The organism is Streptomyces sp. NPDC104106 (assembly GCF_055584345.1).
The window spans coordinates 190733-204639 of record NZ_JBVJMF010000011.1; the positions used below are offsets into that span (position 1 = coordinate 190733).

A 13907-nucleotide genomic window follows, 5' to 3' on the forward strand; every position below is an offset into this window, starting at 1 on the left:
CAAGCGATCACGCGCGGGGCCCCCTTTAGAAGGGGGCCCGCGTGAACGCCCCTGCGTGAACGCCCCTCACCCCCACCGCACCGCCCCTGGAGAGACCTGACTTGCCCTCCCCTGCCCCGATAGCCCCGGCCACCCAAGGCGGCACTGCCTCACTCCTGCCGCACTGGGTTCCCACCCCCGCGATGGCCATGGCGCTTCTTGCCCTGCTCGGCCTGTTCACCGCGTGGATGAGGCGCCGGCAGCGCCGCCGGCCGTCCGGCACCAGCCGCTGGCGCGGGACCGTCGCAGTGCCCGTCGCGGCCATGGCCGCGCTCGGCTGCACCGCGTACAGCGCGGACACCAGCTGGCGGTTCGCCGCCGACTACCTCGACATGGGCGGCACCGCCGAGCGCGTCGCGATGTTCGCCGCCGCCGAGCTGGCCCTGTTCGCCACCGCCCTGATGGCCCGGCAGAACCTCAACGGCCCGAAGCAGGCACCCGGCCTGCCCGGCACCCTCACCTGGGTCATCACCGCAGTGCAGATCCTGCCCGCCTACGCCGAGTCCGGGCTGGTCGGCGGCACCGTACGGGCCTTCGTCGGCCCGGTCATGGCCGCGATGCTGTGGCACCTGGCCATGGGCATCGAGCTGCGCCACCACACCCCCGATGCCGCTTCACGCGGCCTGGCTGCCATCCTCGTCCGCCAGGCCCGCGAACGCCTCCTGGCTCGGCTCGGCATCGCTGACCAGGACGCCGATGCCGCCCGCCTCATCCGGGAGCGCGCGCTGAGCGAAGCCGTCGCCCTGATCCTGCGCTCCGAGTCGATGGCCGACCAGAAGCGCGGCAAGCGGCGGCAGCGACGCCTGACCGAGCGCCTGCACGAGGCTCTGGAGCGGGCCGGCGTCGACGGGGATCCGCTCCAGGACGAGCTGCTGCTGCGCAAGCTCGCCACCCGCAAGCAGGCCCTCAGCCTTGCCTCCCTCACACTGCCGCCGCGCTGGGAGGTCCCGGCCTCCAACCCTGCACGGGAATCCAGGCGCAGCCGCCCGCGCGCCACCCGCCCGGCACCACTGCCACGGGCAGAGGACGCTGCCCGCCCACACCCATCAGACCCGAGCGACGACGAGGTGCCTCCGGCTGCCCGCCCGCAGCCCGCCCACCCGGGGCCCGGGCTGCCCGCACGGGCAGAAGCTGAGGACAGCCCGGCGCTCACGGCCAACAGCTCGGGCAGCGTGTCGGGCAGGCGCGAGCGGAAACCGGCTGCCCGGAAGAAGCGCGACGACGGCAAAGCCCGTGCCTCCGACGAGGTCATCCTCAAGCACGCTCGCCGCATCTACGAGGAGACCGGCAGCGTCGGACGCGACCGGGTCGAGGACGCCCTACGCGCGGTCGGCTACACCGTCTCCAGCGACGGCGTCGGACGAGTCGTCCGCGAGTTCAAGGCCCAGCTCAAAGCCGCAGCCGGCGATCCACCCCGCTGATCCCCGCAGCACCAGCAATCCCGACCACACCTCGCCCCGAAAGGTCCCATGCACACCCCACACCACGAAGACCCCACGCCCCACGAGGAACCCCTGCCGACCACCCCTGCCCCGTCGGGAGCAAGTTGGAGGTTCGGACACTCCCCCGCGGGGGGAGCGCCCGAACTCGACCCCGCCCCTGGGGTGGCGGGGCCCGTCCGGCACCAGGGGGCGCCGGACGGGAAGGCTGCGGCCGAGGGCGGACCGCAGCCAGGCAAGGCCAGCAAGGGCAAGGCCAGGAAGGGGAAGTCGCGTCCGCGTGACAAGAAGCAGCGCCCCGCTCACAGCGTCCGCCTCAACGACCAGGAATTCGCTCTCATCCAGTCCGGCGCCGACCACGTCGGCATGAGCGTGGCCGGGTTCCTGGCCTACTCCGCCCTCGCTGCCGCCCGTGACCAGTCGCGTACCGCGGCGGCCATCGCCACCGAGCGGGACGTGTTGACCGCGTTGTTCGGGGTGCGCCGTCAGCTCGGCTGGGCGGGCAGCAACGTCAACCAGGCCGTCAAGGCCCTGAACTCCGGTGTCGACGCACCCCACTTCGCAGCCGCTCTCGACGATCTGCAGCGCGCCGCACAGGCAGTCCAGCGGGCAGCCGACAGGATCACCAACCGGCAGGAGGGCGAGGCGGCTTGATCCCCCGGATCCACAAGCAGGGCAGCCGCACCCTCGGGCTCCTGCACTACCTGTACGGCAAGGGCACCCACGAGGAGCACGTCGACCCGCACCTGGTCGCCTCCTTCGACGGCATGGCGCCCGACCCCGGCCGCGACCCCTCGGCGACGAAGGAGGACCTCCAGCACCTCCTCGACCAGCCCCTCGCCCTCCTCGCCCCGGACCAGCGCCCTGAGAAGCATGTCTGGCACTGCTCGGTGCGCGTCGCGCCCGACGACCCGGTCCTGTCCGACGAGCAGTGGGGCGACATCGCCCGCCGCATGGTCGCCGCCACCGGCATCGACCCTGGCGACGGCGCCGGCTGCCGCTGGGCCGCCGTCCGGCATGCCAACGACCACATCCACATCATCGCCACCCTGGTCCGCGAGGACGGCCGACGCCCCGACCACCACCGCTCCGGAAAACGCGCCCAGGCCGAGTGCCGGATGATCGAAAAGGAACTCGGCCTGCACCAGGTAGCGCCCGGGGACGGCACCGCCGCCAAGCGGGCCACCAGCGCAGAGCGGCACAAGGCCGAACGCACCGGCAGGGAGCGCCCCGCGCGCGAGGAGCTGCGGGAGGCCGTACGGCGCGCGGTGGCCGGCGCGACGAGCGAGGAGGAGTTCTTCGACCGGCTCGCCTCCGCCGGTCTCCTCATACGCCAGCGCATCGCCCCGTCGGGAGACCGCCTCGGCTATACCGTCGCCCTCCCTGGGGACCGAAACAAGGACGGCGAGCCCGTCTTCTACTCCGGGTCTAAGCTCGCCCCCGACCTGTCCCTGCCCCGCATCCGCGAACGGTGGACCCCTCCCGCAGATGTCGCCACTGCAGCGGACGGATCCCGGCCGGAGAAGCCGGCCGTGCCGGACGTGACAGGTCCCGCGTTCGCACGGCGCCGGGCCACCGTCGCCACGTGGCAGGCCCTGCTGATCATCGACCACAGCGACGACGGCACGGCAGCGGCCCAGATCGCCGCCGCAGGGGAGATCTTCGACGCGCTGGCCAAGACCTCCGCCGCCCACACCCGCACCGAACTCCGCGATGCGGCCTTCGCGTTCGAGCGAGCAACCCGCTCCCACATCAAGGCCGTCCGCGGGTACGACCGCGCGCTGCGCCAGGCGGCCCGCGACCTCGTCCACAGCGGGCCGGCCCTGGGCCGCGGCGAGGACGGCGCCACCACCGCCATGCTCATCGATATGGCGTTCTTCCTGGCCATCGCGGCGGCGAACTGGCATGCCAAGAGGCACCACGCCCAGCAGGCGGAGGCCGCCCGCCAGGCAGCCGAACACCTCCGCGCCGCCTACCAGGCCGCCGCAACCCAGCCCATGGACGTGCTCCGGCAGCGAGGCCGGCGCATGCCTCAGCTCCTGCGGCACCGGCAGGTGGCCGTCCTGCGCCATGCAGTGCCCGACCTGGCCGAACAGATCCTGGCGGAACCCGGCTGGCCCGCGCTGGCCGCCACCCTCGCCGACGCCCAGGCCGCCGGCCACGACCCGGCCACCCTGCTCGCCGAAGCCACGCGACGGCGAGAACTCGACACCGCCGCCTCCGTCAGCGACGTCCTCGTCTGGCGCCTGCGCCGCAGCGCCCACCTGCCCGCCGCCCCGGAAAACCCCCAGGACACAACCACCCTGGACAAGCGACACGCCCCGACTCCGGCGCCCGCCGCGCAACTTCCGAACCGGGCAGCGAACGGCACCTCCCGCCGGCGCTGACCGAACAAGCGCAGGCGGAAGGTAACCGACGATCCCCGGTTACCGAAACCGGGGATCCTCCGGACCATTTGATGTCCACAAACCCCACGCCACGCCCCTTGCCCCGCCGTCCCCACCGCAGTCGAGCGCGCTTCGCGCCCACCGTCGGCCCGCGCCCGACAAACACCCCAAGGTGAAGGCCCCCGCACCTCATGCCCCGAGCACCACCTGCCCGCACATCCCCGAACCGCACACCAGCACCAACCGATCTCACGACACCACACAAGGAAACCGCCCGTGCCCTCCACCGTTCGCCCGGAAGTCGTCCTCCTCATCACCAAGGTGGACTTCAGCCACCCCGACATCCGGACGCGCCCCTACCACCGCGACGGACGCCCGTTCACCCGCGCCGAGCGCGACCTGCTGGTCACCTTCACCCCGGAGGAAAAGGCCGCCGCGAAGGCGCAGATACAGCTCGAAGCCGAATGGCAGCGTGAACTCGACGAAATGAAGGACGACTTCGTCGCACTGCTCATGAAGTACTTCGCCAAGCTCCCCAAGGGATCCGTGGTCGACGACGCCGTCGCCATCATGACCGACGAGGACTACGCAGAGTTCGAACGCCTCGCCGAGATCGTCACCGCGGAAGACACCCTCGAATACCGCGCCCTGTACGAAGAGAACTAACCGGCCGCACACCAACGGCGGCCCACACAGTGGGCCGCCGTTGCGACATGACGGAAACAGCCACCACAAGCAGCGCCCGGCGGACGAGCCCGAACTGCCTGCCCGCCTGACCTGCCTCAACGCTCCGTGGACCGAACCTCCGTGGCCTTGGCGACTGCCTCGTGCACGTGGGCATCGACAAGGCCGGGGCTGCCGGAGACCACGACGACCACCGTCCCGGTGCGGACGGCCGTCTGCTTGACGATGCTGCTGCGCCCGCCGACTCTGAAGGTCAGCAGCTGGCTCCACTGCTCGTCCATTGCAGGGACACCGAGGGATCACCACTATTCGACTGGGTTGGATGGCAAAGCGGCTGGCTTCGCTGACAACGGACAAACGCACTCCCGAACGCAGCTGGCACCGATTCGCTGACCAGGACGGACGAACCTCATTGAGGTAACTGCTCATCGCATCTAGCCACGATCTTCCCGCCGGTCGGCAACGAGATCCGCTGCCGGGAATAGGCCGCAGCGACCGCCGGTCAGCCTTCGACCACCTGGTGGTCTGCGCGCACCAGCTCGTCTCGTGCCTGTCGGCCGGACCTGAGAAGCGTGACGGCACCGCGAACGACATCTGCTCGGCCCGCCTCACTGCTACGGTCGCGTGTATGACGCTCTCGGTCTCCACCGTTCAGTCTGTTGATCTACGGGTGCAGCCGGTTGGCGAGGTTCTTGATCGCGTCGCGCGGTCTCTGCAGGTGGACTTCCTCTCGGAAACGGTGGTGCGCAAGCGCCGGTCCGTGGGAGCCCGAACAGACCGCGGTACCTGGGTCCGTGTCGAGCGGCGCTTGCTCGACAAGATCCCCGATCAAGGGTGGAACGGCACTGAGTGCGCCGCTCGCCTGGAGGGCGTCGCCCAGCCGGCATGGCGGGGATGCGTGGTCTGGCGGGACGCGGAGGGCCCCGTGATGTGGCGGGCCGACGAAACGGACCTCTTGCCGGCCGCTCCCGTCGGAAGCGCCATCGTGAGTGACGCCCCGGAACTTCCGGACGAGTGGTGGGAGGCGCTGAACACCTCGCTGGACGCGCTGGGGGCTCATAGGACTAGGCGGGTCGCCACGCCCGACACCGACACCATCACACAGGCATTGGTCACCGAGTCCATCCGAGGGATCTTCCCTGGCGACTTCGACACGACCATCCAGCGCTGGGTGCCGGCTCACGCCGACCTGAACTGGGCCAACGTGACCGCTCCGGTCTTCAGCCTCTTCGACTGGGAAGACTGGGGGAACGCCCCGCAAGGGCTGGACTCCGCCTCCCTCTGGGCCGGCTCGCTTGCCGTCCCCTCTCTCGCCGATCGCGTACGGACGGAACGTCGGCGGGACTTCGAGAGCCGGGACGGCAAGCTGATGACGCTGTTCGTCTGCTCGAAGATCCTCGGGCCGTACGCGCACCCGGAGGACCCTCGGCTGAAGCCGGCGCGGTGCATGGCCGAGCAGATTATCGAGGAGCTTCAGGCGGACTGATCACGCGATCGGTCCCGAAGGAGCCGCCGGTACTCCTGGACGGTCCGCTCCTCGACCTGGCCGGTCAGGCCACCGACGAGCTCGCCCAAGTGGCTCGGTTCGTCGGTGCCGACGGCGATGGATCCGACCCGCGGAAGGTGATAGGCGGCTCTGAACGCCGCCTGGACGCGGGAGAGCCGACGGCCGTCCCGGAGGAAGACGCGTGGATCGAGCCTGTCCCACACGGGGGCGCTGGTGCTGCCTCCGAAAGGGCTCATCCCCCAGACCTCGGCACAACCCAGATCCCATGCTCCGATGAGGGCGTCTGCGGCCGCCAGTGTCCTGGCGCCGACAAGCAAGCCTGCGCGGACCATGAGAACAGATGGCCTCGGTGCGGTCGCGTCGATCAGGTTCAGCAGCGGTGACGGGTTCCAGGACGCGATACCCCAGGCGGCGCAGAGCCCCTTTGCTGTGGCGTCGTCCAGGGCGGCGCACGCCGCTGCCATCACATCCTGGTTGTGAGGGGCGGCTTCGCTGAGCGAATGTTCCGGGTTGTGCAGGAACACCAGGTGCGGCTCACGCCCGAGACCCTCGGCCGCCTCCTCCACAGCAGCCCGCAGTCGTACAGGATCCAAGGAGTGCTCCACTCCGCCTGGCCCCGGGAAATAGCCGACCTTGGTGGAGACCGTGAACTTCGGCAGCAGATCACCGGCTGCCCGCGCCAGGACCTGATGCGAGCGGAAGCCGAGGTAGTTGGTGCTGGTGTCGAGTGCGGTGACGCCGAGGTCCAGCGCTCCGGTCAGCAGACGGCGTTCGTGACGAGACCGGTGTAGCCCGAGGACAACTCGGGGGTCAGCACCGCGCACAGCTCCTCCTCCACCAGGATCTCGGCGGCCTCGGCCACTTCGGCCCCGACGACGGCTGCGGCATGCTCCAGCTGGACCGGCCTGCCGCTCAGCAGCAGACGCAGTGCGGGCAGGGCCTTGGCCGCGAGGGTGAGCTTCTTCCCGGAAGCCACGACGTCGACGCTCTCCCCGCTTTCCTGGATCCGGGGCGGGAAGTGGGTGGTGCACACCACGGCGTCGAGCGGCCCGAGTATGCCGAGGAACGGCACGTGCCGGGGCAGCGTCGTCTCCTGCTCGTAGGCGGCAAGGAAATCTGCGGGAGAGCGTTCGCCGACCAGTTGGGCGGCGGCCGCGGTCAGGGATTCGCCGCCGGTTTCGTGCCAGCGGTCGAGGTCGTGGCGGAAGATCTCGCGTTCGCGGCACCAGTCGGCCAGCCACGCGAGCCAGCTGGCTCCCGTGCGCTTGGTGATGCCGAACGTGACGTGGAGGCTCTTGCCGGAGCCACTGCCGGTCCGGGTCGCCTGGTGCCAGTGGCCTCGGGGGATGTGCATGACGTCACCGGTCCGCATGACGCCGGACCAGATGATCTCGTCGCTCGGGGTGTCGTTGGGATCGGAGTCCCGGTACATCGGCACCTTGCGGGAGGTCGCGCGTACCTCCCACTCCTTCTCACCCGCGAGCTGGACGATCACGACGTCGTGGTCGTCCCAGTGCAGGGGGAAGCCGGCGGCGTCGTTCGTGGTCAGGTACGCGTTGACCTGGACCCGCTCGCGTGACCACCACTGCAGGGCCCTGCACGCGACCTCCATCGTCGGGTCGAAGACGTTGGCCTGGTCCATGATCACCGTCGCGCCTTCCCGTAGGAGCCCGCCCAGGCTGCGCATGTTGACCATGGGGATGCTCTGGCCCCGGGGACTGACGCTGTCGGCGTAGTAGATGGCCGGATGGACCTCCACGCCCTTCTGGAAGCACCGGAACTGCGGACGGTTCAGGCTCCTGCGCATCGCGATGTCGAGCAGGCGGTTCGGAGTCATGATGCGAGAGACGAGTGCGGGGTCGTCCATGCTCCCGCGTACGAAACCCTTGCCCAGTTCCTCCGCTCCGCTCCACCCGAGCGCTGTCTCGATGGCGGTGATCAGCCGATGTTCCATCGCTGTGTCCTCCATGGGTTCGACGACGTGAATCGGACACGGTGGGGGCCGACCGCGTCGGCCCCCACCGCTTGGTGCCTACTCGCTGTCGTGCAGGTTGCCGTCGCCACCCGGCCACGGCGCGTCGCCGGAGCTTCCGGCGTTGTCGGACCGGAGGCTGTCGTACCGGTCGTGGACGGCGGTCAACTCCTCCACCGCCACCAGGAGCCCGCTACGGGCCGGAGGCAGTGCCGTGTGCTCTTCCACCTCGTGCTCCTTCCTTCTCGGGTCTCCCACCGGGGATCCGGCGGGAGGTCATGGCCGCCCCACGGCGGTGGGAGAGATGGATTTCCGTGGGGCGGCAGTCATTAGGGGACGCGATGAGCCGCGGCGCTGCGCCTACGGCCAGACAGTCCGACCGCTCATCGGTAGGACGGCCGTGTCGTGGCGCATGTTGGACTCCAGGACTCGCTGGTCCAGTGCGTAAAGACACGCGCGGCAAGAGAAGAGGTCCGCGTGCATACCGCTCGACCGGACCGGCCCGATCCAGGTCACCTCGACGTCGTCACGTCCGCACCACAGCCAGCACTCGCCACGCGCCTGCCACTCATGTCGATCCCACAGCGCGTAGGCAGTGGGCTCCCCTGTCACGGGGTCGATGTCGCGGCGGGTAGGCCGGAAGACCACATCGGGATCAGGCAGCGGAATCGCTCGCAACGCGTGCCGGCCCATCACGCGACCGCCGCAGTGAGCGTCTCGGGCTCGGCTACGGTCCTGCGCTTCTGCCGCAACACGAATAACCGGCGCAGAACGGCGGCTCGGATGGCGGGCGCCGCCATCGGAAGCGCGATCTCCGCCCATACGCGCTTTCCACGGCCGGATGGCTCCCAGGCACACCGCGAAGCGAGGCGCCCCACCAGTGCCAGACCGCGCCCGCTCTCGTCGTCAGCCTGGGCGCAACTCATTTGCGGCGCCGAGGGATTGCCATCGAGGACGTCGATCACCACACGGCCGGGCCCGTGGTACAGCGCGACGGTGACGGGCCCCTCCCCATGGACCACGGCGTTGGTGATCAGCTCGGAGGCGACGAGACGGATGACGTCAGCCGTCTCATCGCCCAACGGCACGCCCCACGTACGCACCTTGTCGACGACATTGCGCCGGGCGAGGGGCACGTCCCTTTCCGTACCCGCGAGGACGAATCGATGGACGAGCGTGGGCATGACGGACGCCTCCGAAGGGCTGGAGAGCGGCTCCGCCTCCGACGGGGAAACGGGGACGGAGCCGCCGATCTGAGGAACCGTTCCGGGAGTGGATGACCTGTGCGTTCTCCGTGAACGGCTGATACTCAGTCAACGGCCCCAGCTCGCAAGGCGGAACGTTTCTAGGGGGTTCCTGGCGGGGACGCCCTCCCCGTATACGGCCACGCGAAGTAGCCTCGCCACTACGCCGTGAGGGGATGAGGGAGTGATGACATGCCTGGTGACCCGTTAGCAGTCCACCCGCTGACCTTCCTCCGCCAGACGCGCGGATGGGGGAAGGCCGAGTTCGCCCGACTCATGCAGGCGCACGGGCGGTCACTCGGAATCCCGCTCGCGACCAACCGGACGACGGTATGGAAGTGGGAGCAGGGACAGGAGCCGGACGCGGACGCCCAGCGCGTACTCGCCGACCTGCTGCGCGTCCCGTACGAGCAGGTACGGGAAGAAGGATGGCCCCGGTGGCTTCCGGTCTGGGAGGTGACGGGGCTCACCGCTCCATGGACCGAGGCCGGTACCGTCGAGGCGTTGTCCGAACTCGTGGGGAGTGGACGTATGGACCGCCGGGGCTTTCTCACCATCACCGGCGCTGCCCTGACGGGCCTCGCGGCAAGCTGGGTGGACGCCCCCTCCGCCTTTGCCTCGGCCCTCAACGGAGACCGGGTCACGGACACGATGGTCTCAACGATCGAGCAGCGCATCAGCACGCTCCGCACCCTCGACGACCAGCTCGGAGGCGCAAGGCTCCTGGAGCAGGCACGCGGCGATCTCGCCCTCGTCACCGGCCTCCTGAACGCGGGCAGGTATACGGAGGACATCCGAATCCGCCTCTACGCCCTTGCCGCCCGGGTGTCGCACCTGACCGGCTGGATGGCCTACGACGCAGGGCTGCGGTCCGCCGGCCAGCGGTACTACGTCGGGGCCCTGCGCAGCGCCCGTACCGCTGGGGACGACGCCTTCGGTGCCTTCATCCTCGCGGAGATGGGCGTTCACGTCTCCGAGGCCGGACGGACCGCCGAACGCGTCGACCTCATCTCGACCGCCATCGACAACGCCCCTCGAACGCTGGCGCCGTACACGCAGTCCTTCCTCTACCTGCACAAGGCCGAGGCGCTGTCGCGCGACGGCGACCACCAGAAAGCCGGAACGGCGCTCAACCGCGCCGTGGCCCTCTGGGAGCGCCACACAGTGGAGGAGAACCCGGACTGGCTCGAATGGTTCGGCGAGGCCCAGCTGAAATCGACCGAGGGCAAGGTCCTGCTGCGGTCAGGGCAGGTGGAGCGCGCGACGGGCGCCCTGGAGACCTCCGTGAAAGGCGCGGCTCCCCGGGACAAGGCCGTACGCTCCAGCCGCCTGGCCGAGGCCAGGCTCGCCGGCGGCGACCTGGAGGGAGCGCTGGATGCCGCGAACTACGGCGCCGGGCTCCTGGAGAGCAGCGTCAGCTCCGTACGGGCTCTGGACCGCTTGAAGGAGTTCTCCGCACGGCTCGAACCACGTAAATCCGTCCCTGCTGTCCGTGAGTTCCGCGAACGTCTCCAAGCACTACCCGTCGCGGCGTGACGGCCACCGGCCTCGGACTCCGAGGGTGAGCCCGTCCTCTCGGAGCAGGCGGTCCCACTGCCAGGATGGACGGCATGACGATGATCGACGGTGAGGTCGCGCCTGGGTTCGAACCGGTGCGTGAGGCATTCGCGGCGAACTTCTCCCAGCACGGGGACATCGGCGCGGCAGTGTGCGTGTACCAGTACGGCCGGCCGGTGGTGGACCTGTGGGGTGGCGTCGCTGATCCCGAGACCGGTCGTCCGTGGACTCGGGACACGCTGCAGCTCGTCTACTCGGCTACCAAGGGGGCGACCGCAACCGCCGCGCACATGCTGGCCGAGCGCGGTGCACTTGACCTTGACGCGCCGGTGGCCGAGTACTGGCCGGAGTTCGCCGCGAACGGCAAGGCGGACATCCCTGTGCGCTGGCTCCTGTCCCACCAGGCCGGATTGGTCGCGCTGGATCGACCGGTACCGCTGAATGAGGCGTTGGCCTGGCATCCTATGGCGGCCGCGCTGGCGGCTCAGCGCCCTCTGTGGACTCCGGGCACGGCGCACGGGTATCACGGTCGGACCTGGGGCTGGCTCGTCGGCGAGGTGATCCGCCGGGCGTCCGGTCAGACACCCGGTCGCTTCTTCGCCGACGAGATCGCCGCCCCCCTCGGGCTGGACTTCTTCATCGGGCTGCCGGCGGATGAACGCGATCGGGTCAGCCGCATGGTGTACCAACGGCCGGACGTCGACCTCACGACCGTGCCCGCCGAGTCGGTCCCCGAGGAACTCCGCGAATTAGTCGCCGCCTGGCGCAACCCGAACTCATTCAGCAACAGGGCCTACGCGGTCACCGACCCCGCCCAGATCGACTTCGACTCGCGCGAAGTACAAGCCGCGGAACTCCCATCGTCCAATGGCATCGCCACCGCACGCGCTCTGGCGCGCATGTACGCCGCGCTGATCGGCGAGGTGGACGGTCTGCGCCTGCTCACCCCGGAAACCCTAGAGTCGGCGACCAAGGAGCAGGCCGGCGGGAAAGACCAGGTGATGCTCATCCCCAGCCGATTCAGTACCGGATACATGCTGCCTACCGAAAGCAACCCCATGACCGGCCCGAACGCCTTCGGCCACACCGGCCGAGGAGGCTCACTCGGCTTCGCCGACCCGGAACACGGCATCGCCTTCGGCTACGCGATGAACCACATCATCGGGGGACCCGACGACGCACGTGCGACGTCGTTGGTGGACGCAGTGCGAAGGGCGTCGGCATAGCTGGCTGTCTTCTGAGCCCGGCCAGCCACATACGCCAGCCGAGGCCAACCAGGGCATCGCGTCGCACGAAAGATCACCCGGGGACCATTCAGAAGCCCCGTAAAGTGACCAGATGCTTCCGCCACAGGGGGCCGCCGACATTACGATGTCGGCGCCCGATGCCTTCGACATACCTGTTTTCGTACGACGCAGTTCGCCGTTGGATCCAGCGCCCCGGCCCACAGCTGCAGTGCTGTCCCAGGCCAGCAACGCATGGCCGACGCCTGCGAACATGCCGCCCGATGGCAACTATCTGGTCACCACAACGTGGCGCGACATCCTCGACGCCGCCGTCACGGTGGGCAGGGATATCGCACCCTGGATCGCGGCCGTGCCCCGGCTGGCGCGCCGCGAGATCTTGGCCCGGCGCTACCCCCTTTCGGCGTACCTCATCCGCAGGCAGGCCGTGGTGCCCCACCAGGCCGGCGTCGGACGTGAGGTCGTGCCGAGCGTCATTTACACCCACGGGACGGAGAACTCGACACGATCCGCCTTCGGCTACCACGTCGGGATGACGATGGCGGAGTGGGCCTGTCGAGGGCTCATGGGTCTCGGCCCCACTACCCATGCCGAAAGCGCGGTACCACCCGGCGCACTTCCGGGATGGAAACATTCCAAGAGCCTGCCTGACCTCTTCGGCACTCACAGCTCGACTTCCGACCTCTGGCTCGTGGAAGCGAAGGGAGGCCGCGTCCTCGGCTCGCACAGCCGCCGGAAGGGGGCACGGCAACTGAACGTCGGATCGTTGGTGCCTGACTCGCACCAGAAGGTGCTCTGCGGGACGAGCCTTCAGCAACGCCTGTTCATGATGATCGACATCGAGGATGACAGCTCGGCGGCGCAGAACGAGGATGGCAGCTCGGCGGCGGAGAACACTGATTCGCCTGAGCAGGTCGATGACGACGCGCTGGAACACAACGACGATGCCCTCGTGGAAATGGCACGCGCGCGCATGCTCACGTATCTGGCCCTCGTGTCCCTTCCCCGAGGCAGTCTGAGGGTGACTGCCGTAAGTGATTCGCTGAACGACAGCCCCTCCCGCCGGACGGGGGGTCTCGTGCACTTGTTGGGCGGCGAAGACGCGACTTCCGCTCTGAGGCATGGCCTAGACCACGAGGCGACCAGTTCGGACATCGTCCAGCAGGAGGGCGTTGACATGCTGGCAGCCAGACTGCCGGGCACCGACCTCATGATCGGCATGTCTCGACGGCTCTTCGGCGCCTGTCAGGAACTAGCACGCGCCGAGGCAACTATGGTCGCGGAGATCGAAGAAACCTCCGGCGTGCGCCACTCTGAGTTGTGGACAATCCGGCCGCTCACCGAGGAAGTAGCCTCCGTCCCGGCGCTGCCCGGCGATGTGAGTGAGCAACGGTACGAGAAGCACCTCAGCGAACGGCACGAACGGGTACGGGGCTACCGTGACCGTCGACGGGACGACTTCCGCCAGGCCGCTCGCCGCGGCTTCATCGCTGGCGAGACGAGCCCTTGGGAGCGCTTCATCGAGATCACGCCCCAGCTCACAAGCCCAGCGGAAGACGGGTTCCTGGAAGCCGCGACGCGGGACACGTACCTGGCAGTCGAACAAGAAGCGCTCGACCTGGACACCTGAGCACCCTGAGAACCGAGGGCCCGAGCGGGCCGAGGCCACAAGGCGTGTGACAAGCAGCCCGCGATGCCTGGTCTCAGTTCTGGTCTCATTCACCCCCGTCCAGCGTCGTCCGAAACCTCCGCCATCACCCGATCCACCGCAGGTCAGAACGCTCCCGTCTCTCCCCGAACCTCCAGACGAACATTTGGAAAGCATGTTGGGGGC

General features: G+C 69.2%; 13 protein-coding genes. 8 read left to right on the top strand and 5 right to left on the bottom strand.

Features of this window, described 5'->3' with window-relative positions:
* Window positions 1-188 precede the first annotated feature (188 nt).
* From ACZ60X_RS25725 to ACZ60X_RS25740, 4 genes are all read left to right on the top strand, one after another.
* Window positions 189-1460: a hypothetical protein gene (locus ACZ60X_RS25725; RefSeq protein ID WP_469602799.1), complete on the top strand. Its 1272-nt coding sequence runs from the start codon at window positions 189-191 to the stop codon at window positions 1458-1460.
* A 183-nt stretch (window positions 1461-1643) separates the two neighbouring features.
* Window positions 1644-2132 (top strand): mobilization protein, encoded by a 489-nt coding sequence (locus ACZ60X_RS25730; RefSeq protein ID WP_469602802.1) that lies wholly within the window; start codon window positions 1644-1646, stop codon window positions 2130-2132.
* A complete protein-coding gene (locus ACZ60X_RS25735) occupies window positions 2129-3865 on the top strand; it encodes a relaxase/mobilization nuclease domain-containing protein (RefSeq protein WP_469602805.1) in 1737 nt (578 codons plus the stop codon). Before ACZ60X_RS25730 ends, ACZ60X_RS25735 begins: the two co-directional genes overlap by 4 nt.
* Window positions 3866-4141: 276 nt before the next feature.
* A complete protein-coding gene (locus ACZ60X_RS25740; RefSeq protein ID WP_469602807.1) occupies window positions 4142-4531 on the top strand; it encodes a hypothetical protein in 390 nt (129 codons plus the stop codon).
* A gap of 116 nt (window positions 4532-4647) precedes the next feature.
* On the opposite strand, the gene ACZ60X_RS25745 is transcribed toward ACZ60X_RS25740, so the two are convergent.
* Window positions 4648-4830, bottom strand: a complete 183-nt coding sequence (locus ACZ60X_RS25745; RefSeq protein WP_392051680.1) for a hypothetical protein — start codon at window positions 4828-4830, stop codon at window positions 4648-4650.
* A gap of 347 nt (window positions 4831-5177) precedes the next feature.
* Between ACZ60X_RS25745 and ACZ60X_RS25750 the strand changes: the two genes are divergently transcribed.
* Window positions 5178-6035, top strand: coding sequence for a hypothetical protein (locus tag ACZ60X_RS25750; protein WP_469602811.1), 858 nt, complete (start codon window positions 5178-5180; stop codon window positions 6033-6035).
* On the opposite strand, the gene ACZ60X_RS25755 is transcribed toward ACZ60X_RS25750, so the two are convergent.
* The 4 genes from ACZ60X_RS25755 to ACZ60X_RS25770 form a co-directional block, all read right to left on the bottom strand.
* On the bottom strand, window positions 6023-6880 hold the full coding sequence (locus ACZ60X_RS25755) for an aldo/keto reductase (RefSeq protein ID WP_469602813.1): 858 nt from the start codon (window positions 6878-6880) through the stop codon (window positions 6023-6025). The two genes, ACZ60X_RS25750 and ACZ60X_RS25755, sit on opposite strands and share 13 nt — an antisense overlap.
* On the bottom strand, window positions 6814-8010 hold the full coding sequence (locus ACZ60X_RS25760; RefSeq protein ID WP_469602816.1) for a JmjC domain-containing protein: 1197 nt from the start codon (window positions 8008-8010) through the stop codon (window positions 6814-6816). The genes ACZ60X_RS25755 and ACZ60X_RS25760 overlap by 67 nt, the downstream gene beginning before the upstream one ends.
* A gap of 78 nt (window positions 8011-8088) precedes the next feature.
* Window positions 8089-8256, bottom strand: coding sequence for a hypothetical protein (locus ACZ60X_RS25765; protein ID WP_469602819.1), 168 nt, complete (start codon window positions 8254-8256; stop codon window positions 8089-8091).
* 464 nt (window positions 8257-8720) lie between these two features.
* Window positions 8721-9212, bottom strand: coding sequence for an ATP-binding protein (locus tag ACZ60X_RS25770; RefSeq protein WP_469602822.1), 492 nt, complete (start codon window positions 9210-9212; stop codon window positions 8721-8723).
* Window positions 9213-9464: 252 nt separating this feature from the next.
* Here ACZ60X_RS25770 and ACZ60X_RS25775 point away from each other — a divergent pair, with 252 nt between their 5' ends.
* The 3 genes from ACZ60X_RS25775 (at window position 9465) to ACZ60X_RS25785 (ending at window position 13703) form a co-directional block, all read left to right on the top strand.
* Window positions 9465-10808, top strand: a complete 1344-nt coding sequence (locus ACZ60X_RS25775) for a helix-turn-helix domain-containing protein (protein ID WP_469602824.1) — start codon at window positions 9465-9467, stop codon at window positions 10806-10808.
* A 74-nt stretch (window positions 10809-10882) separates the two neighbouring features.
* Window positions 10883-12055 (top strand): serine hydrolase domain-containing protein, encoded by a 1173-nt coding sequence (locus ACZ60X_RS25780; protein WP_469602827.1) that lies wholly within the window; start codon window positions 10883-10885, stop codon window positions 12053-12055.
* Between the two features lie 112 nt (window positions 12056-12167).
* On the top strand, window positions 12168-13703 hold the full coding sequence (locus ACZ60X_RS25785) for a hypothetical protein (RefSeq protein ID WP_469602830.1): 1536 nt from the start codon (window positions 12168-12170) through the stop codon (window positions 13701-13703).
* Window positions 13704-13907: the final 204 nt, after the last annotated feature.

Excerpts from the sequence above, each read along its gene's own strand:
- ACZ60X_RS25725 (WP_469602799.1), top strand. The coding sequence starts at position 189 with ATGGCGCTTCTTGCCCTGCTCGGCCTGTTCACCGCGTGGATGAGGCGC.
- ACZ60X_RS25745 (WP_392051680.1), bottom strand. The coding sequence starts at position 4,830 with ATGGACGAGCAGTGGAGCCAGCTGCTGACCTTCAGAGTCGGCGGGCGC.
- ACZ60X_RS25750 (WP_469602811.1), top strand. The coding sequence starts at position 5,178 with ATGACGCTCTCGGTCTCCACCGTTCAGTCTGTTGATCTACGGGTGCAG.
- ACZ60X_RS25760 (WP_469602816.1), bottom strand. The coding sequence starts at position 8,010 with ATGGAACATCGGCTGATCACCGCCATCGAGACAGCGCTCGGGTGGAGC.
- ACZ60X_RS25770 (WP_469602822.1), bottom strand. The coding sequence starts at position 9,212 with ATGCCCACGCTCGTCCATCGATTCGTCCTCGCGGGTACGGAAAGGGAC.
- ACZ60X_RS25775 (WP_469602824.1), top strand. The coding sequence starts at position 9,465 with ATGCCTGGTGACCCGTTAGCAGTCCACCCGCTGACCTTCCTCCGCCAG.
- ACZ60X_RS25780 (WP_469602827.1), top strand. The coding sequence starts at position 10,883 with ATGACGATGATCGACGGTGAGGTCGCGCCTGGGTTCGAACCGGTGCGT.
- ACZ60X_RS25785 (WP_469602830.1), top strand. The coding sequence starts at position 12,168 with ATGCTTCCGCCACAGGGGGCCGCCGACATTACGATGTCGGCGCCCGAT.